Source organism: Streptomyces sp. NPDC046866 (assembly GCF_040704625.1).
Taxonomy (GTDB): Bacteria; Actinomycetota; Actinomycetes; order Streptomycetales; family Streptomycetaceae; genus Streptomyces.
In genome coordinates this window covers 1-17,509 of sequence record NZ_JBEYXN010000038.1, presented here as the reverse complement: position 1 = coordinate 17,509, position 17,509 = coordinate 1, and the positions used below count along the sequence as shown (strand labels likewise).

16 protein-coding genes are annotated in these 17,509 nt (G+C 72.9%); 4 read left to right on the top strand and 12 right to left on the bottom strand.

Features of this window, described 5'->3' with window-relative positions:
* Positions 1–15 precede the first annotated feature (15 nt).
* Entirely contained in the window at positions 16–552 is a 537-nt protein-coding gene (locus AB0953_RS32960; protein WP_366863287.1) for a DinB family protein, read from the top strand.
* Between the two features lie 43 nt (positions 553–595).
* On the opposite strand, the gene AB0953_RS32955 is transcribed toward AB0953_RS32960, so the two are convergent.
* The 7 genes from AB0953_RS32955 to AB0953_RS32925 form a co-directional block, all read right to left on the bottom strand.
* Complete coding sequence (locus AB0953_RS32955) at positions 596–967, bottom strand: hypothetical protein (RefSeq protein ID WP_366863261.1); 372 nt, start codon at positions 965–967, stop codon at positions 596–598.
* A gap of 276 nt (positions 968–1,243) precedes the next feature.
* Positions 1,244–2,422, bottom strand: a complete 1,179-nt coding sequence (locus AB0953_RS32950) for a GDSL-type esterase/lipase family protein (protein ID WP_366863260.1) — start codon at positions 2,420–2,422, stop codon at positions 1,244–1,246.
* 64 nt (positions 2,423–2,486) lie between these two features.
* Positions 2,487–3,056, bottom strand: a complete 570-nt coding sequence (locus tag AB0953_RS32945) for a WHG domain-containing protein (RefSeq protein ID WP_366863286.1) — start codon at positions 3,054–3,056, stop codon at positions 2,487–2,489.
* A 171-nt stretch (positions 3,057–3,227) separates the two neighbouring features.
* Positions 3,228–4,769: a bifunctional 3-(3-hydroxy-phenyl)propionate/3-hydroxycinnamic acid hydroxylase gene (locus AB0953_RS32940; RefSeq protein ID WP_366863259.1), complete on the bottom strand. Its 1,542-nt coding sequence runs from the start codon at positions 4,767–4,769 to the stop codon at positions 3,228–3,230.
* Positions 4,766–6,661, bottom strand: a complete 1,896-nt coding sequence (locus AB0953_RS32935; RefSeq protein WP_366863258.1) for an acyl-CoA synthetase — start codon at positions 6,659–6,661, stop codon at positions 4,766–4,768. Before AB0953_RS32935 ends, AB0953_RS32940 begins: the two co-directional genes overlap by 4 nt.
* Complete coding sequence (locus tag AB0953_RS32930; RefSeq protein ID WP_366863256.1) at positions 6,658–7,599, bottom strand: fumarylacetoacetate hydrolase family protein; 942 nt, start codon at positions 7,597–7,599, stop codon at positions 6,658–6,660. The genes AB0953_RS32935 and AB0953_RS32930 overlap by 4 nt, the downstream gene beginning before the upstream one ends.
* Positions 7,596–8,741 carry a VOC family protein gene (locus AB0953_RS32925; RefSeq protein WP_366863254.1) on the bottom strand — a complete coding sequence of 382 codons (1,146 nt, stop codon included), beginning with the start codon at positions 8,739–8,741 and terminating at the stop codon, positions 7,596–7,598. The genes AB0953_RS32930 and AB0953_RS32925 overlap by 4 nt, the downstream gene beginning before the upstream one ends.
* A 142-nt stretch (positions 8,742–8,883) precedes the next feature.
* Here AB0953_RS32925 and AB0953_RS32920 point away from each other — a divergent pair, with 142 nt between their 5' ends.
* Complete coding sequence (locus AB0953_RS32920; protein WP_366863253.1) at positions 8,884–9,531, top strand: TetR/AcrR family transcriptional regulator; 648 nt, start codon at positions 8,884–8,886, stop codon at positions 9,529–9,531.
* A 68-nt stretch (positions 9,532–9,599) separates the two neighbouring features.
* On the opposite strand, the gene AB0953_RS32915 is transcribed toward AB0953_RS32920, so the two are convergent.
* The 3 genes from AB0953_RS32915 to AB0953_RS32905 form a co-directional block, all read right to left on the bottom strand.
* Positions 9,600–10,883 (bottom strand): hypothetical protein, encoded by a 1,284-nt coding sequence (locus AB0953_RS32915; RefSeq protein ID WP_366863252.1) that lies wholly within the window; start codon positions 10,881–10,883, stop codon positions 9,600–9,602.
* Between the two features lie 184 nt (positions 10,884–11,067).
* Positions 11,068–11,478 carry an SRPBCC domain-containing protein gene (locus tag AB0953_RS32910; protein ID WP_366863251.1) on the bottom strand — a complete coding sequence of 137 codons (411 nt, stop codon included), beginning with the start codon at positions 11,476–11,478 and terminating at the stop codon, positions 11,068–11,070.
* Positions 11,475–11,792 (bottom strand): metalloregulator ArsR/SmtB family transcription factor, encoded by a 318-nt coding sequence (locus tag AB0953_RS32905; RefSeq protein ID WP_366863250.1) that lies wholly within the window; start codon positions 11,790–11,792, stop codon positions 11,475–11,477. Before AB0953_RS32905 ends, AB0953_RS32910 begins: the two co-directional genes overlap by 4 nt.
* Positions 11,793–11,961: 169 nt before the next feature.
* On the opposite strand from AB0953_RS32905, the gene AB0953_RS32900 reads away from it, so the two are divergent.
* A complete protein-coding gene (locus tag AB0953_RS32900) occupies positions 11,962–13,485 on the top strand; it encodes a hypothetical protein (RefSeq protein ID WP_366863249.1) in 1,524 nt (507 codons plus the stop codon).
* Between the two features lie 447 nt (positions 13,486–13,932).
* Here the strand turns inward: AB0953_RS32900 and AB0953_RS32895 are convergent, their stop codons facing one another.
* The gene (locus AB0953_RS32895; RefSeq protein WP_366863248.1) at positions 13,933–14,214 is read right to left on the bottom strand and encodes a hypothetical protein; all 282 of its coding nucleotides are present in this window, start codon (positions 14,212–14,214) and stop codon (positions 13,933–13,935) included.
* A gap of 130 nt (positions 14,215–14,344) precedes the next feature.
* Positions 14,345–15,361: a polysaccharide deacetylase family protein gene (locus AB0953_RS32890; protein WP_366863247.1), complete on the bottom strand. Its 1,017-nt coding sequence runs from the start codon at positions 15,359–15,361 to the stop codon at positions 14,345–14,347.
* Positions 15,362–15,519: 158 nt separating this feature from the next.
* Between AB0953_RS32890 and AB0953_RS32885 the strand changes: the two genes are divergently transcribed.
* Complete coding sequence (locus AB0953_RS32885; protein WP_366863246.1) at positions 15,520–17,190, top strand: putative glycoside hydrolase; 1,671 nt, start codon at positions 15,520–15,522, stop codon at positions 17,188–17,190.
* Positions 17,191–17,509: the final 319 nt, after the last annotated feature.

Genomic DNA, 17,509 nt, shown 5'->3' with positions numbered 1-17,509 from the left:
TAACGTCGGTGTGTGATGGCCTGCACGGAATGCGATTTCGTTTACGACCTTGCCCAGGGTCCTGAGGTCCCGGCGCTCGCCAGGAGCCACGCGGACGCGTACGCCGAGCTCCTGAAGGCAGAGCCGTCGGTGCTGCGGCGGCGCCCGGCGCCGCAGGTGTGGTCACCCCTCGAGTACGCCTGCCACATGCGCGATGTGCTGCTCGTGCAACGGGAACGCCTGCTGGCCGCGCGGCGTTGCGACACGCCGGTCGCCGAGCCCATGGGACGCGACGAGCGGGCCGAGCTCGACGGATACGGCGACCAGGAGCCGACCGACGTCGCCCGGCAACTGCGCGAAGCGGCATCGCTGTTCGCCCATTCCCTCGATCGCCTGACGCCCGCCGACTGGGAGCGCACGCTGATCTACACCTACCCCGAGCGGACGAAACGCTCCCTGCGCTGGCTCGCCGTGCACACCCTGCACGAGCTGCGCCACCATCTGCTCGACATGCGCCGCCAACTGGACCACCCCGGGGCTGCCGCCCCGAGCCCGGGCCGGCGGGAGGCGTAGGCAGCCCGTTCCCGGCGGGACGGCACGTACCGGGGCCGACGGCTCAGGGCACCAGCGGGGCGAAGAGCGTGTCTTCCGCGTCGTCGAGGACGAAGCCGTTGTCGAGGCGGACCCGTACGGTCACCCGGAGACGGCGCTGCTCGTACGCACGCCACTCCGGCTCCAAGGCCTCCACCCGCTCCTCCAGCTGCTTCTTGCTCGCAGGAGGCATCTGCGGGCCGTAGGCGTCGAGGAGGGAGGCGAGCCGGAGGTATTCGGCCGCCTCGGGGGTCTCCTCGCGGGGGTGTTCGGTGACGCGTTCGACGGTGCCCTCGTTGCCCGCCGCGAGCAGGAGCGAAGGACCGTCGAAGTCACCGGCCAGGGGCAGCTTCAACTCGCTCGCCAGCCGCACGCGCCGGCCCTCGTCCAGTGTCATGCGCCCATTAGGCCACAGCATCAGGTGAACCCCCACGCCGGGGCGGGACCGGGCCGCAGGGGCCCGGCGGAACGAACCGCCTTGAGGAGTGCCTCACGGGGGAGGGGGCTCTCACCGCCGACCGCCTGGCGTCCCGCTGCCCCGCAGTTGCCGAGGCAGCGGGGGCAGCCGGGCTCAGGTTGTGTCGCGGTCTGCCGCAGCGGCCCAGCGGCGGACATGCCGGTCGCGATGAACCCGGGCGGCTGCGAGTGTGCTGTCGAGACGCGTGGGCCGGGGTCAGGCTGTCTTGTGGGTGAAGGGGCCGTTGTCCGCGAACGCGAGCCTTGCGAAGTTCTCGCCGATGCGGCGGTGCCCTTCGGGGCTGGGGTGGAGCGCGTCCGGGAGCGGGAGCTCGGCGTGGTCGTTCTGCCCGTAGAGCTCGCGGCCGTCGAGGTAGTGGAGGTTCGGGTCCTCGCCGGCCCGCTGCTCGACGATGCCGGCAAGGACGTCGCGGATGACCGTGAGCGTCAGGCGCCCGGCGGCGGTGTCGGCCGGATCGCCGGTGGCCTTGAAGCGGAGGGTCCCGCCGTCGAAGTCCGGCATGAGAGGCCCGGGGGTGCCTTCGTGGGTCGGGCACAGGAGCGGCGACACCACGAGCAGGGGTGTCGTCGGGTGCCCCTCGCGGATGGTGTCGAGGAAGCCGTGGATGGCGGGGGCGAAGGCACGCCGGCGCATCGCGTCGCTGTTGACGACGTTGATGCCGAGCTTGACGCTGATCAGGTCGGCGGGGGTGTCCCGCATCGCACGCGCGGTGAACGGGTCCACCAGCGCACCGCCGCCGAACCCGAGGTTGACCAGTTCCACGCCGCCTGCGGACGCGGCCAGGGCGGGCCAGATGCCGCTCGGGTGAACGGCGTTCGAGCCCTGGCTGATGGAACTGCCGTGGTGCAGCCACACTCGGCGTCCGCTGTCCCGAGCGGGTTCGACGGGAGCGTCGGTGCGCAGGGCGATCACCTCGGTGATCTCCGCATGCGGGAGCCAGATCTCGACGTTCTTCTCGCCGTCGGGGAGGTCGGTGAAGCGGGCGGTGCCCGCCGATCCCTCGGTGAAGTCCGCGGTCTGGGTGAGCATGTCGCTGATCGTGTGGAGGTTCCCGCCGACCACGGTGGCCTGCGCGGTGAGTCGGCCGTCGACCAGGAGGTCGTACACGCCGTCGGGCGGGGGCGGAAAGCCCTTGTAGGCCCGCTTGGTGGGCAGCGTGTCCAGTTCGACGGCGGTGGCGCGGGTGCGGAAGGCCAGCCGGACGCCGGACGGCTGGGCCTCGGCCAGAGTCAGGAGGTCGTCGGGGATCTGTCGGCGTGCCCATGCGGGCAGCCGGTGCGGCAGCAGCCCCCGCGCGGTCCGCTCCACCTCGAGGTGTCCGCGCAGGAAGTCGGCGGTGAGGGGGGTGGTGGTCCAGTTCTGAACGGTGCTCATTGCCTCGGCCTGCCGGTTCTGGGCGTAGGGGTGGATCGGGTTGCGGAGGGTGGCGCGCCGCTGGTCAGCGGGCGGCCCGGTTCCGCAGCGCGGCGTCGAGGGAGTCCAGGGTCCAGGCCCAGGACTCCTGCGAGGCGACGTCCGTGTGGCTGAAGCCGCCGGCTGCCTCCAGGCTGACGTAGCCGTGGAAGACGCTGCCCAGCATGCGGACGGCGTGGGTCTGGTCCGGCTCTGCCAGGTCGTAGCCGCGCAGGATCGCGCGTGTCATCTGTGCGTGCCGGACGCCGGCGCTGGCGGCGGCCGTCTGCGGGTCGAGCCGGAAGCGGGCTGCGTCGTACCGGCCGGGGTGCGCTCGGGCGTAGTCCCTGTAGGCGTTCGCGAAGGCGATCAGGGCGTCCTTGCCTGCCCGCCCGGCCACGGCGTGGGCGACCCGGTCGGCGAGTTCCTCCAGCGCGAACAGCGCGATCCGGGTCTTGAGCTCCTGGGAGTTCTTCAGGTGCGAGTACAGGCTCGCGACCTTCACGTCGAAGCGCCGGGCGAGCGCCGAAAGGGTCACCTGCTCGAATCCGGCTTCATCGGCGAGTTCCGCACCGGCGAGCGTCAGCCGCTCCGGACTCAGACCTGCCCTGCCCACCACCATCACCTGCTTCCCGTCGCCTACAGACACTATGTATTCGCCTAAAGCCTATAGGCAAATCCCGAGGCCCCTTCGCGACCTGTCGTCCGGTGGGCGGCGGCGCAGCACTGCGGTGCCGGCGACGGCGCAAGGGGTGTTGGCGGGTGGCCTGCTGAGGGTGGGACGGGCCTACCGGGATCTGCCGGTGGCGAGCCCGCAGGGTCTCGGTGCGGGCAGGAGTGCGCACAGGGCCTTCGGGTCAGGTGCGGTGCGTTGGACGGTGCCGTCGGGGCGGACCAGTGCAGCTGCGGTGCGGCCCCGGCGGAGCCAGCGGTGCAGGGCGGTGCCGGGTGGGGCGGTGACCAGGACACCGCCGCGGTCGTGGACCTCGGAGCGCAGGGCGGGGGTGGCGGCTGCGGACGTGACCAGCGCGTAGCGGCCCGCGGCCAGGTCGTCGAGGCGCCGGCCGTCCGACAACGGCGCGTTGGGGCACAGACGTCCCGCGAGGCCGAGCCCGAGCCGTCCGCGGTCGACCAGGGCTGAGCGGTGCAGGGCCGGGGTCCGGCTGTCGAGAATGCGGCTGCTCAGGCCGGGAAGCCGGTGCAGGCGGGGTGCGAGCAGACGGCGAAGGGCACTGCCGGTGTCCCCGCCCGCGGTCATCGCGGTGCCGACCAGCTTGGCGAGGGTGATCATCGAGCGGGCGTGGGGCTTGCGTTCGGCCTCGTAGCTGTCCAGCACGTGTTCGGGGAGACGGCCGTCGAGGACGGCGGCGAGCTTCCAGGCGAGGTTGGCGGCGTCGCGCAGGCCGGCGCCCATGCCCTGGCCGATGAAGGGCGGGGTGAGGTGGGCGGCGTCGCCGAGCAGGAAGATGCGCTGCTTGCGCCAGTGGTCGGCGATCTGGGCGCGGAAGGTGTACTCCGCCGTGCGCACGAGCTGCAGTTCGTCTGCGGGGAGGTTGCCGGTCCAGGGTCGGATGAGGGGGTGCAGGCGGCTCATGTCGCGGTAGTCGTCGGCGCGTTCATCGGGCAGGAGCTGGAACTCCCAGCGGTAGCGGCGCTCGGCGATGCGCATGTAGGTGGCGGCACGCACCGGGTCGCAGACCTGGTGCACGCCCTCCCATTGGGCCAGGTCGGCGTCGGTGGCGATGTCGACCACCAGCCAGCGTTGCGTGAAGGCCAGGTCCTGCAGGGTGGAGCCGATCGTCGAGCGGGTCAGGCTGTTCGCGCCGTCGCAGCCGAGCACGTACCCGGCGGTCACGGTGCCGTTCTCGCCGGTGCTCCGGTCGGTGAGCCGGATGCGCACCGGCCCTCCGTCGGACTGCTCCATCCCGGTGACCTCCACGTTGCCGCGCAAGGTGACGGTCGGGTGCCGTTCGAGGTGGGTGCGCAGCAGCTCCTCCAGTTGGGGCTGGTCGAACATGTTGGCCTCGGGGTGGCCGTGGCGGCCGACGGCGGCGCCGCGCCGGAACTCGGCCAGCACCCGCAGCTCGCGGTCCAGGAGCCGCAGGCCGTGGGCGGGGCGGGAGATCGCGGCGAACTCCTCGGCGACGCCGAGACGGGCGAGCAGCCGGTAGATCTCGTCGTCCAGGTGGACCGCCCGCGGCAGGGGGTAGACCGAGTCCCAGCGGTCCAGCAGGAGGGTCTCGATGCCGTACTGGCCCAGCAGCGTCGCCGCGGCCAGCCCGGTGGGGCCGGCGCCGATGACGACGACCGGGACGGGGCGGACGGTCATGACATCACCGGTCCGGGCGTCGGCCGGGACCAGGTCCAGCGCAGGGCGTACTGGTCGAGGACCGCGCTGATGGCCTTGCGGTCACCGGTGCCGGGGGTGACGGACACGAGGACGGAGCCGTCCTCGATCGCCGCGTCGACGCGGGCGTCGTGGCCGTGGCCGGCCAGGGCCTCCGCGACGGCGATCCGGGTGGCGTCCGCCCGCAGGGCGGGTTTGTAGGGCTTGCCGACATCGGTCACCGGCAGCGCGGCAAGGATGGTGACGGACTTCGGGGCGGCCGCGCGTTCCGGGACGCGCTCGGCGGCCCACCGGCGGAGCTCGTCCTCGCTCACGTCCGCTTCCGGCGCGAGGGTCACGTACGCCACGGGGACCTCGCCCGCGTGCGGGTCAGGGCGTCCGACCGCGCCGGCGCCGGTGACGTGCGGGTGGGCGAGCAGCGCGTCCTCGATGGCGGCCGGGTCGATGTTGTGGCCGCCGCGGATGATCAGGTCCTTGGCGCGGCCGGCCAGGCGGACGAACCCGTCTGCGTCGAGACGGGCCAGGTCACCGGTGTCGAGCCAGCCGTCCACGAGCTTGCCGAGGCCGTCGAGGACCGGACGGCCCCGGTCGTCGCGGCCGGTGACGTAGCCGGCGAACACGGTCGGGCCGCCGATCGCCAGCAGGCCGGTCTGCCCGGCGGGGAGCTCCGTCCACGAGTCCGGGTGGACGACCTTGACGTGCTGGTAGGGCATGCGCTGCCCGACGGCGCCGGGGCGCGGCGCGTCGGGAAAGCTGCGGGCGCTGGCACAGGTGGCCTCGGTCAGGCCGTAGCCCTCGACCAGCGTCACCCCCGTGTGGGCCTCGAACGCGGTGCGGACGGCGTCGGGCAGCGGCGACGCGCCGACCATGGCGTGCCGCAGGCTGCTGATGTCCGCCGCGCCGACGGGGCACTGGGCGAGCACCTGGTAGACGGTCGGTACGGCGCTCATGGCGGTGATGCCGTAGTGCTCGACGATCGACCAGAACTCGGCGTACAGGGCCGGTTCGCGATAGCCGAGTGGTCCTGCCCACACCACCTGCCGGCCCTTGAACAGCGGCGCCAGCAGTGTCACGACGAGGGCGTTGACGTGGAACAGGGGAAGGGCGGCGAAGAGGGCGGCGTCGCCGTCGAGCATCGAGTCGGCAGCGATCATCCAGGCGTTGGCGACCTCGCCCGCGTGGGTGTGCGCGGCGAGCTTGGGGGTGCCCGTCGTGCCACCGGTGTGGAAGAACGCCGCCAGGTCACCCGCCGCGGGTGTCTCGCCCGCGAATCCGGACGCGTCGTCGTCCCGTGACAGCTCCGCCAGTTCGCCGACCAGGACACCGCCGAGTCTCGGCAGCGGCACCGAAGGGGCCTGCGCCCCCGTGGGGCGGAGCACCAGGACCGCGTCCAGCCCGCCCGTCAGCTCGGGGACCTTCGCCCACACCTCCGGGGCCAGCTCGGGTCCTGCGGCGATGAGGACCCGCGCGCCGGAACGCCTCAGCAGCTCGCCCAGGTGGTCCGGGGCGAGTGCGCCGCCCAGCGGCGCGGCGATCCCGGCGAGCTGGGCGGCCAGAATGGCCGGTATGAGTTCCGCGCAGTTGGGTGACATCAGGGCCACGGCGTCGCCGCGCCGCACCCCGAGACGGTGCAGCAGGTTCGCGTGGCGGTGCACCTGCTCCAGCAGGCCGGCGAACGTCAGCCGGGCCGGCTCGCGCCACCGGTCAGCGTCGGGCAGCACCGTCAGGGCGGTGCGGTCCGGCCAGGTGCTCGCCGCTCGCACGAGCAGGTCGTACGTCGAGCCGGGCAGACCGCGCGCCTCCAGCGGGATCGCCTCGATCGAGGGCAGGTCGTCGGGGCCGCGGTAGCCGGGCCACAGCAGGTCCTCGGTCACCGCGCGTACCTCACCGTCGTGCGCTGGCGGCCCAGGTCGAGCCTGCCGTCGTCGGTGGCGACGGCCGCCTCCACCAGATCGCCGTCCCGCAGGTACTTCGGGTTCTTGGCCTGGGACTTGAAGAACAGCCGCCACTTGGTCGCGGCCGGCAGCAGCGAGCCCAGGACCTCGACCGGCTTGGGCGGCGCGCTGAGCGCGGTGCCGACCGGGGTACCGGTCAGCAGCAGGTCGCCGGGGTCCAGCCGCTGGAAGCCGGTGAGCGCCCGGAGGGCCTTGAGAGGCCCGTGGATCATGTCGGAGGCGGGCATGTCCTGCCGCAGCTCGCCGTTGACCCACAGGCGCAACCGCAGCTCGGCGAACCGGTCGAGGTCGCCCTCCTCCAGCAGCACCAGCACCGGCCCGGTGGGGGTGAACGTGGGGTAGGACTTGGCCTCGTAGAACTGGGTCTTGGGCAGCTGCAGGTCCCGGGCGGAGACGTCGTTGGTGACCACGAGGGCGGCGACGTGGCGGGCGAGGTCCGCGGCGGTGACCTCGGTGCCGACCGGGAGCGGTGCGCCGATGACGAGGCCGATCTCCACTTCGTAGTCGAGCAGCCGGACGTGGGCGGGCTTGACGATGTCCTCGTACGGGCCGCTGATCGAGCCGGACGCCTTGCGGAAGAACGCGAGCGGGACGCTGTTCGGAGCAAGGCCCGCATCGGCCGCGTGCGAGGCGAAGTTCGCCATCTGGGCCACGACCCGGCACCCTGGGGTGACCGGGGAGAGCACCGCGAGGTCGGCGACCGGAACTCCGGCGTCGGTGCTGTGCACGGCGGCGGTGACGGCGTCCCGGTCGGCCAGCAGTGCGGCGGTGGTGGCGGCCGCGGTCCGGATCCGGACGGCGCGCTGATCGCGGACGGCGTACCAGCCGTCGGCGGTGCGCAGGACGTTGACGCTCATCGGTTCATCGCTTTCATCAGGCCCAGCAGGCGGCCGGGGTCGATCTCGTTGTCGGCGCGCAGGGCGCGCACCACCTCGCGGATCAGGGCGGGGGAGGGGTGGGCGCCGAGGAAGTCGCGGGTGGCGGGCGGGCCCCACTGGGCCAGGCCGCTCGCGGACATCGGGGCCCAGCCGGGTTCCAGGTCGCAGTCGAACAGGTCGCCGTCGGCGAAGTGCTCGACCATCAGCCTGTCGGGGTCACGCCAGTAGTCGAAGAGCTGGCTTCCCTGGACGTGCCGGCCGATGCCCCAGCTGCGCTGGTAGCCGCGCTCGGCGAGGTACTGCCCGCCGGCTGCGATCGCGTCGAGGTCGGTGACCTGGTAGGCGGAGTGGACGTAGCCGGTGCGCGGGCCCAGGTGCATCGCGAGGGTGTGGTGGTCGACCGGGGTGCTGCCCTGGTCGCAGCGGATGAACGCCATCGTGGGCCCGCGGTCGCGCCGGCCGTCCAGGAACAGGAAGTCGCTGACGATCAGCCCGAGGGTCTCCAGGTACCAGTCCAGGGCCCGGGTGAACCTCGGCGTCTCCAGCACCACGTGGCCCAGCCGCTGGATCCGGGCGGGTTCGCGCGGCGGGCGCTGGGCGGTGTTGGTCCGGATGCGGCGGCCGCCGAAGTTGAGCGGGAGCGCGGGCTGCTCGGGCAGGGCCGGGAGCCGCTCGGTGCCGTGGACGACGCGGACCGGGAAGCCGGACGGGTCGGCCAGGTCCACGACCCGCCCACCGCCGAACTCCCCGAGCTCGCGGACCGGATGGCCGGTGGCGCGGGCCAGCCGGTCCAGATCCGCGCGCTCGGCGGCCCGGAACGCCGGGCCGAGGAACCGCGAGGTGCGGCCCCGGCGCACGACCGCGCACGCCGAACCGGGCAGGGTGCCGCGCAGATACAGCGCCCTGCCGGTGCGCGCGGCGACGGCGAAGCCGAAGTCGCGGGCGAACACCTCGGCGCGGGCCAGATCGGGTTTCTCGAACTCCAGCCAGGCCAGGTCCGCCACTTTGATCACGGGCTGCCGGGCACGGCCGGGATGCTCCCCGCGCAGCGCCCCGTGCTCGCTGTGCAGGTCCTGGTGGGCGGTGGTGGGCCCGGGCGGGCGGGCTCGGTCGTCCGACATGGGGGCTCCGTCGGTGGTGGCTCGAACGGACACGCTTCTGATGAGAAGCTCTTAACTGATAGAAGCATCAGACTTGAGTGCCCAATCGTCAAGTGCAGGGGTTGATGGAATCATCAGATCTGAATGCGCCTAGACTGGCGGGATGCAGAACCAGCCCGACACCAGCGGCGGCCCGGCGACCGCGAACCGCTTCGAACGCCGCCGGGCGCGCACCCGCCAGGCGCTGATCGGCGCCGCACGGCAGATCCTGGCCGAGACCGGCGAGACCTCGGCCAGCATCCAGGAGATCGCCGACCGCGCCGACGTGGGCTTCGGCACGTTCTACAACCACTTCGAGACCAAGAACGACCTGTTCGACGCGGCGGTCGGTGACGCCCTGGAGGAGTACGGCCAGCTGCTCGACAGGGTCACCGAGGGCATCGACGACCCCGCCGCAGTCTTCGCCGCCAGCGTCCGCCTCACGCTGCGGCTGGCCGCCTCGCATCCCGAGATCACGCAGATCCTGCGCCTGCGCGGCCTGCCCCACATCCACGCCGCCACCGGGCTCGGGCCGCGCGCCCTGCGTGACCTGGAGGTCGGCAAGGCGTCCGGCCGTTTCACCTTCGAAGACCCGCTCGTGGCCCTGTCCGCGGTCGGCGGCGCGCTGATCGGTCTGATCCAGCTCAACTCGGCGCGCGATCTCGACGCCGCGGCCGGCGAGCAGATGGCCGAGATGATCCTGCGCATGCTCGGACTCCCGGCGAACGAGGCCCACGAGATCTCCACCCGCCCGCTGCCCGACCTGCCCTGACCTCGGCCGCCCCCGCCGGCCGCACGCGCGTCCAGGCCCCCGCGCTGGTGCTGCTCAGGGCCTGGCGGTCACGCGGAACGGCGGCGCCGGGCCACGGCGTACAGCGCTCCGCCGAGGGTCACGGCCACAGCGGCGAGCCCGCCCATGGCCAGTGCGCTGGATCCGGTGTCGGCCAGGTTGCCGCCCGTACCGCCGTTCGGTCCCGCCGCGTTGGCGGGGGCGGTGGTGCCGGTGCTCGCGGAGGCCGAGGGCGAGGGTGTGGCCGAGGCCGAGGCGGACGCCGACGGGCCGGGCTGCGGCGTGGTGTCGGCCGGCGTCACGGTGATGGTGAGCTTGGCCGCGTTGTTGCCCAGGTCCCGGTCGATGTCGGCGATGCTCAGCTCGCCGGGGCCGCGGTCGGCCTTGTACCGGTACTCGCCCAGGTAGGTGCCCGGCTTGACCCAAGGCTCGATCTTGAAGATGCCCTTCACCGAGCCGCCGGTACCGCCGAACACGCGGCGCCCCTCCGGACCCGGGCGGCCGCCGACGAAGCTGATGCCGGGCGGCAGTACGAACTCGGTCTCCACCACCTTGCCGTCGGCGGCCGCGGTGGCCACCGATCCGGTGCCCTTGATCTGCCAGCCCGGGTTGAGCAGCACCTGGCCCCCGGCCGGACCGCTGCCCGTGGCCCCGTCCACGGTGAAGTCGGGCTGGTTCGCCGGGTTTTCGACTGCCACCTCGCGGCCCCAGAAAGGCCACTCCTTGAACGGATCGGACGGAACGGCCTTGATGGCCGCGGCCGTTCCCTTGACCCCGCCCTGCTCCGGCTTGTAGATCGGCTTCCCGCCCGGCGTCCAGGTGACGTAGAACCGGTCCCGCCACAGCACCGGGGTCGCGGTGACGGTCAGCCCCGTGTCGATCCGGTAGTACGCGCCCGGCTCGAAGGTGCCGGTGAAGCTGCAGAACAGGTACGCGTCGCGGTACTCCCGCACCGGGTCGACCTTGAAGTATTCGCAGTTCGACGGGCGCTCCTGGGCATTCAGCTCCAGGCCCGGCGGCAGGTGGATGCCCAGCTCCGCCCCCTGGACGGGCTTGTCGGCGATGACCCTGAACCCGAGGCGGAGGCTCTGCTTCTGGCCGTTCTCGACCGTGGTGTCGAGGAGTTCCTCGGAGGTGGCGAGGCCGCGGAACTGGTCGGGGGAGCCCTTCGGCCCGTCCGGGCTCTGGCTGCCGGCCGCGGTGTCCGGGAGCGCCGGGGTCGGTGACGGCGCTGCTTGGGCAACGGCTCCGGCACCCCACACCAGCGCGCCGGCAGTCAGCACCGCCCCGATCCGCGGTGCAGCCGTCGCAAGGGCGCGGTTCAACCTGATCACAATGTCCCCCTCGTGTCATACGGGCCGGGCGTTCAAACGCACCCGACCCCAGTACGACCCGCGCCGAGCCCGCCTGGTTGCCCCGGGAGATCAAAAAAGTTCCTGGTACCCGGCCGCCGGTACCGGGAGGAAGGCCGTCGAACCGGCCGAGCGTCGGCGCTGGAGGACCTCTCCCCGCGGAAGGTCAGGCACTCCCGGCCAGGGTCGCGGCGAGGTTGTCCAGGACGTGGGGCCAGCCCCGGCCCATGCCCTCGTACGCCTGCCGTCCCAGGGGGGAGTCGAGGTCGAAGCCGGCGTGGGTGAGGACGAGGCGGGTGCCCGTTCCTTCCGGGTGCAGCGTCCAGGTGATGGTGGTGTCGAGCGTGCCCTCGGCGAACCGGTAGGCCAGCAGGCGCTCGGCTTCCACCTCGGTCACCTCGCAGGGCTGGTGGCCGAAGTTGCCCATGTCGAGCGTGAAGCGGTGCCCGACGACGGGCTTGACGTCGCCGGCCGCCCACCAGCGGGCGTGCAGGCCGGGGTCGGTCAGGGCCTGCCACACCGCCGCCGGCGGGTGGGGCAGGAACTTCTCGCAGGTGATCGTGTTGTTCTCGCTCATGACGTTCCGTTTTCCTCGTCCAGAAGGTCGGACAGTGCGTCCAGGCGCTGCTTCCAGTAGTGCTCGAACGGATGCAGCCAGTCGCTCACCTCGGCCAGCCGGGCCGGTTGCAGGTGGTAGAAGCGGTGCCGGCCGCGCGGCTCCTCGCGCACCAGCCCGGCGGTGCGGAGCACCGCCAGGTGCTCGGAGACGGCAGGTCTGCCGAGCTCGAACAGGCCGGCCAGCTCACCGGTGGAGCGGGCCCCGTCACGCAGGCTCTCGAGCAGTCTGCGGCGTACCGGGTTGGCCAGCACGCCGAACACATCGGTGGGCATGACCCCAGTATGCGTCGGAAGAATCCGACGCGTCAAGAATTCCCGACGCGGCGTGGCCCGAGCCCGAGCGAGCCGAGCCGATTCGCCCGACTGCCACCCGGAATGCGCGCTCGTCCCGACCCGGGCAGCGTGGTGCACCCGCCCCCTTCACCCCGGAGGTACGACGTCGATGCCCCAGAAGGCCATCACGGTGTCGGATCCGCTTGCGAACGCCCGGGCCGGTTCCGCCGCGGTCCGCACGCGGCCGGGCGACCTGGTGTGGCTGGGGTCCGTCGCCTCCTTGTACGGACTCCTCCAGCTCCTCTTCGTCGTCCCGGGCACCGGACTGGGGTGGGACGAAACGGTGTACGTCAGCCAGGTGTCCGGCGACCACCCGGCCGCCTACTTCAGCGCCCCGCGCGCCCGCGGCATCACCTACCTGGTCGCCCCCGTCGCCGCGTTCACCTCCTCCGTCCCGGTGCTGCGCGTGTACCTGGCCGTGCTGGCGGCGGGGGGACTGCTGCTCTCGCTATGGGTGTGGAGGGGGCTGCTCCCGACCCGCGTGCTCGCCCTCGCGGGCGGCCTGTTCGCGGGGCTGTGGACCGCCCTGTTCTACGGGCCCCAGGCCATGCCCAACCTCTGGGTGGCTTTCGGGGCCCTCTTCACCGTCGGGTGTTTCCTGCGGGCCGCCCGCCCTCACCGGGACCGCCTCGCGCCGGCCGGCGTTGCCGCGGGGGTCGCGTTCGCCGCGCTGATGCGGCCTGGTGACGCCCTGTGGCTGGCCCTACCCCTGCTCTGCGCCGCCTTGGCCGTGCCTGCCGGCCGGCGGACCGCTCTCGTGGTGGCTCCGGTCGTCGGCCTCGCGGTGGGCGGCGCGGAATGGGCCGTCGAGGCGTACCTCCGCTACGGCGGCCTCCTGCCGAGGCTCCGCAGGGCGAGCGAGATCCAAGGCGGTCTCGGCTGGAACCCGGCCTTCACCGACCAGCTGCGCGCCCTCGGCGGGCGGACGCTCTGCCGTCCGTGCGATGGACCGTGGCCCCGGCCCGTCACGACCCTGTGGTGGTTCGCCCTGCCCCTGCTCGCCGCGGGCGGGCTCGTCGCCGCGTACCGCAGCGGACGGGGCAGGCCGGTCGCCCTGCCCACTGCGGTCGCACTGTTCCTCGCCGCGCCGTACCTCCTGATGATCGGCTACGCGGCGCCGCGCTTCCTGCTGCCTGCCTACGCGCTGCTGGCGATCCCGGTCGCGGTGTGCCTGGACCGCCTGTTCGCCGCGTGCCGTACCCGCCCGCTCGCCCTGACCGCTCTGTGTGCCGCCCTGGTGTCCCACCTGGCCGTGCAGTTCGCGATCACCGGTGGCGTGGTCGCCCGCAGCCGCGCCGACCGGGTGGCGTTCACCGCCGTCGCCGCAGAACTGCACCGTCTGGGCGTGCGCCCGCCGTGCGTCCTCAGCGGCATCGAGGCGGTCCGCGCCGCATTCGCCACCGGATGCGCGGCCCGCCAGGTGTACGGGGGCCACGACGGCAGCATCACCGCCCGTGAGCTCGCTTCCCTGGCGCGCACCCGGCCGACGGCCGTGCTGGTGTCGGGAGATTCTCCGCCGCCCCCGTGGGCTCGGAGCTGGCAACCGCACTCCCTGCCCGACGTCCCGGGCCGGCCCGCCTACCGCGCGTACCTGGCGCCGACACCGCCGGCCACGCCGGGTGAGGCGAGGTAGAGGCCACCGCGGCCCTGGCCTGACCGGTCCTGGCGTGCGGCCACGACCCTGGCGGCGTATTCCGCCAGTCGGGCCCGCAGCCGTTCGCGCGGCACGCCCTCCCGGCTCCGGCCGGGCGCTCGACGAGGTCGGCCCGGGTGGCGGCGATGAGGGCGTGCCCGGCGAAGTCGGCGTCGGCCAAGTCCGGGACCTCCTCCAGTACGGACCGGAGCACGCCGTGCCACCAGTTTCCCCGAGGGATTCGCGACGATCCTCGCCGATGGACGAGGCCATCGCCGCGGGCGTCGAGGACCGGGTCACCGACTCCGCTCGGCGCATCAGGGGGCGCCCCGCGCGCGTCTTCCGTTCCGTCAGGGAGCGGGAATCGAGGCGCGGAAGCTGAAGGGCAAGCACAGGGACGTACCCGGCCGCGTACGACCGAACCTCCCCGGCAGTGGCCGCCCCTGGTCAGCTGGCCGACCTCGCGCCTGCCGCCTCCTGCACCCTGGCCTCCAGCTCGTCGCGGTCCAGACCGATCACCTCCGCGTATTGGTCCAGGGCCGTGTCCAGGAGCCACCAGGGCTCGCGTGCGTCCTCCCACGCGTCCCGCCAGGTCACGTGCTGCTCGTCGGTCCACTGAGCCGCGTCGCCGAGTTCCTCCTGAAGGCGGGCCAACCCGGCGTGCGCTTCGTCGGTCGCTTCCTGCAGCTCGATCAGTTCGTCCAGCACGTCCGACAGTTCGATTTTCATTCCGGGATCTTAGGCGCCCAGTGCCGGCGGCCGGCTCGCAGTGCTGCCGCCGGACGGGGGAGGACGGCCGGCCGCGTTGTTCCTGCCCGCGGGATGCTGTCGCCGCCTGCCGTGCCGTGCCGGCACGGGGTCAGTACGGCCGCGCCCGCTTCGCGAAGGCCGGCGACAGTTCGTCCTGCAAGGCGCTCGGGAAGGCGACGGTGTTCGGGTCCCCGTCCGAGGTGTACCGGTTCCCACCCGCAGCGAGCTTGTCCAGCCAGCTCGACGAACCGAACTCGGCCTCCCCGCCCTCGTCATCGCGTCCCGCCGAACGGATCCGGGGGATCGCGCCGGGGGTGAAAGCCTTCGCGAAGGGCGAGACCGACGGGTTGGCCCCCACGAGGTACACCCCGTCGTACCGGTAGCCCGTTCCGCGTCGGGCGAGCCCCTCAGGCTCGGGCATGGCGCCGAAGGGCAGGGCGAGCGAGGTGACCTGCGTCCCGGGTGCAGCCTTCTCGATCGCCTCCTGGCCGGCTGAGATCGCCCCCTCGGCGTCCGCCTGGTCCAGGGAGCGCAGGTTCTCGTGGCGGCCCGTGTGGTTGGCGACCTCGTGGCCGTGCTCCTTCAACCACGTCAGGGCCTTGGCGGGGCCCGTGGCCGAGAAGGCGTCCGCGTTGACGAAGAAGGTCGCCACCGGCTTGAACGCGGGGTACTTCTTCGCCGTGTCCGCCAGGATGGCGACCGCGGTGCCCGGCGCCGGGGCCCCGTCCGGGCCGAGGCGCACCTGGCTGTTGGTGGAGTCGTCGAACGTCAGGACCACCGGGTGCGTGCCGGCCGGGATGTCGATGCGGCCCGTCTGGAAGTCCCGCGCCGTCACCGGCACGTAGTTCTCCCGGGCGAGGCGTTCCAACTCGGCCCGGAAATCGGCCGGCGTGCGGTCGTACACGCTGGCCGGCTCCTCGACGAGCTGGTGGTACATCAGGACCGGCACCTGGCCGAGTTCGTTGGCCCCGACGTCCGCCGGGCTCTTCGCGGTGACGGGGCCGGCCGCCGCCGACGACGCGGCAGCACGGTGTCCCCCCACGGCCGGTGAGGGCCCCGTGGAACAGCCGGTAGCGAGCAGGGCGGCGCCCGTCAGGGCGCCGAGCGGGACGAGCAGGTGGCGCATCAGAAGCCCTCCAAGGCAAGGGGTCGCGCCATGACTACCTGCGACGGGAGCGCTCATACCGCACTGTCCCCTGCATGGCGTAGCCGCCGCGCCGGAACCGATCGGGGCCGTCCGTGTGAAATCCGGGCCGAGCAAGGCGACCGGCACACGGAGCGGCAATGAATGGAGGCACATCCGGCGCACGCCACGGCACGAAGGACATCGAGATGTTCACCACACGCACGCCGCATTCCAGCCCCTCCCTCCGTCCCCGGCGCTCGGCCCGCCGGCGCGCCCTCATGGCGACCACCGGAGCGGTCGCGCTGGCCGGAGCGGGCGTCGGAGCCTGGACGTTCTTCGCGCCGGGCCCGGGCATCCAGGGTGTCAGCGACGGCGCGGTCCTCAACGGTCGCGCGGCCGCACGGGTCAGCGCGTACCTCGCCGCCGGCGCGGCGGGCGGCGAGAACGAGCCGCGCGCCACCCTGGACGGCGCCGCGGTCCCCCTCACGGCCGATGGCGCCCGCCTGAAACTCGTACTTCCGCACCTCAAAGAGGGTCGGCACACCCTGGTGGTGGACGGCGCCGGCAGCTTCCCCTTCGCCTCCTCCCGCCAGGTCGTGGGCTTCAGCGTGGATGCCACCGCCCCCGAGCTGAACGTGGCCGACCCCGAGGTCAAGAAGGCCGGCCCGGTGACCATCACCGGCAAGGCCTCCACCGACGCCCGGGTGAGCGTCAACGGCAAGAGCGTCCCCGTCGACAAGACCGGGGCCTTCAAGGCCACGGTGCCGAAGGGCACACCCGTCGTCACGGTCACAGCGGTGGACCGCGCAGGAAACACCACCACCAAGGACGTGTCCGCCCGGGGGCGCCGCCCCATGATCCGAGCCGCGCACATCACAGCCATCGGCTGGGGCGACGACACGCTGCGCGGCGACATCCTCGCCCTGGTCCGCAGCGGCAAGCTCAACGCCGTCGAGCTGGACGTCAAGGACGAGGACGGCGAGGTCGGGTACGCGTCCCAGGTGCCGCTGGCCCGCCGGATCGGCGCGGCCAAGGGCTACTACGACGCCCGCAAGGCGATCGCCGAGATCCACGCCGCCGGCGCCCAGGCCATCGGCCGCATCGTGGCCTTCCGCGACCCCAAGCTGGCCTCGGCCGCCTGGAAGTCCGGACAGCAGGACCAGCTCGTGCTGACCCCGGACGGAGAGCCCTACGACGGCGGGCACTACGGAGCCCTGTCCTTCACCAACTTCGCCAACCCCACGGTCCGCAAGTACAACCAGGACCTCGCCGTCGAAGCAGCTCGGCTCGGCTTCGACGACATCCTCTACGACTACGTGCGCCGACCGGACGGCCCGCTGGCGGACATGCGCTTCCCGGGCATCGGCACCACCACGCCCGAGCAGTCCATCACCTCGTTCGTCGCCGACACCCGGACCGCCCTGCGTCCCCAGGCCAAGTACCTCGGCGTCTCCGTCTTCGGCATCGCCGCGACCCGGCCCACCGAGATCGCACAGGACATCGGTTCCCTGGCCAAGGTCACCGACTACATCGCACCGATGGTCTACCCGTCCCACTGGGGGCCGGGGGAGTACGGCGTCGCCGAGCCCGACACCGCCCCGTACGCGATCGTGCAGCGTTCGCTCGCCGACTTCGCCCGCCAGGCGAAGGGCACGCAGGCCGAGATCATCCCGTGGCTGCAGGACTTCTCGATGGGCAGCACCTACGGGCCGACCGAGGTGGCCGAACAGATCAAGGCCGCGGCGGCGAACAAGATGAACTCCTTCATCCTCTGGAACGCCGGCGCCCGCTACCAAGGCGCGGCACTCCAGCAGATCGCCGCGCGCTGACCGTGCCGGCCGTACCGGTCCGAGAGGAGAAACCGGGCCCAGGACCCGCCTGAAACGCAAGCGGACGGTAACGGAAGGTGACATTCGGGCGCCCGGGCGGTGAGGCGCCCCACAGGACCTGCGTCACATTCGCCCCCGGATAGTAGGTCGGCGGCGGCATCGGGCGGGGGCCGGATCCGCCCGGGATGGGGCCTCGGGGCGGGTGGGCGGGCCGGTCGCGGCGGGGCCGGCGGGCGGGGCGGCTGCGAGGCGGGGTAGTAGGAGGGGGTCGTGGGCCGGCCCGTCGGGGGCGGGCTTGCGGGTTGTCGTGGGGAAGCGG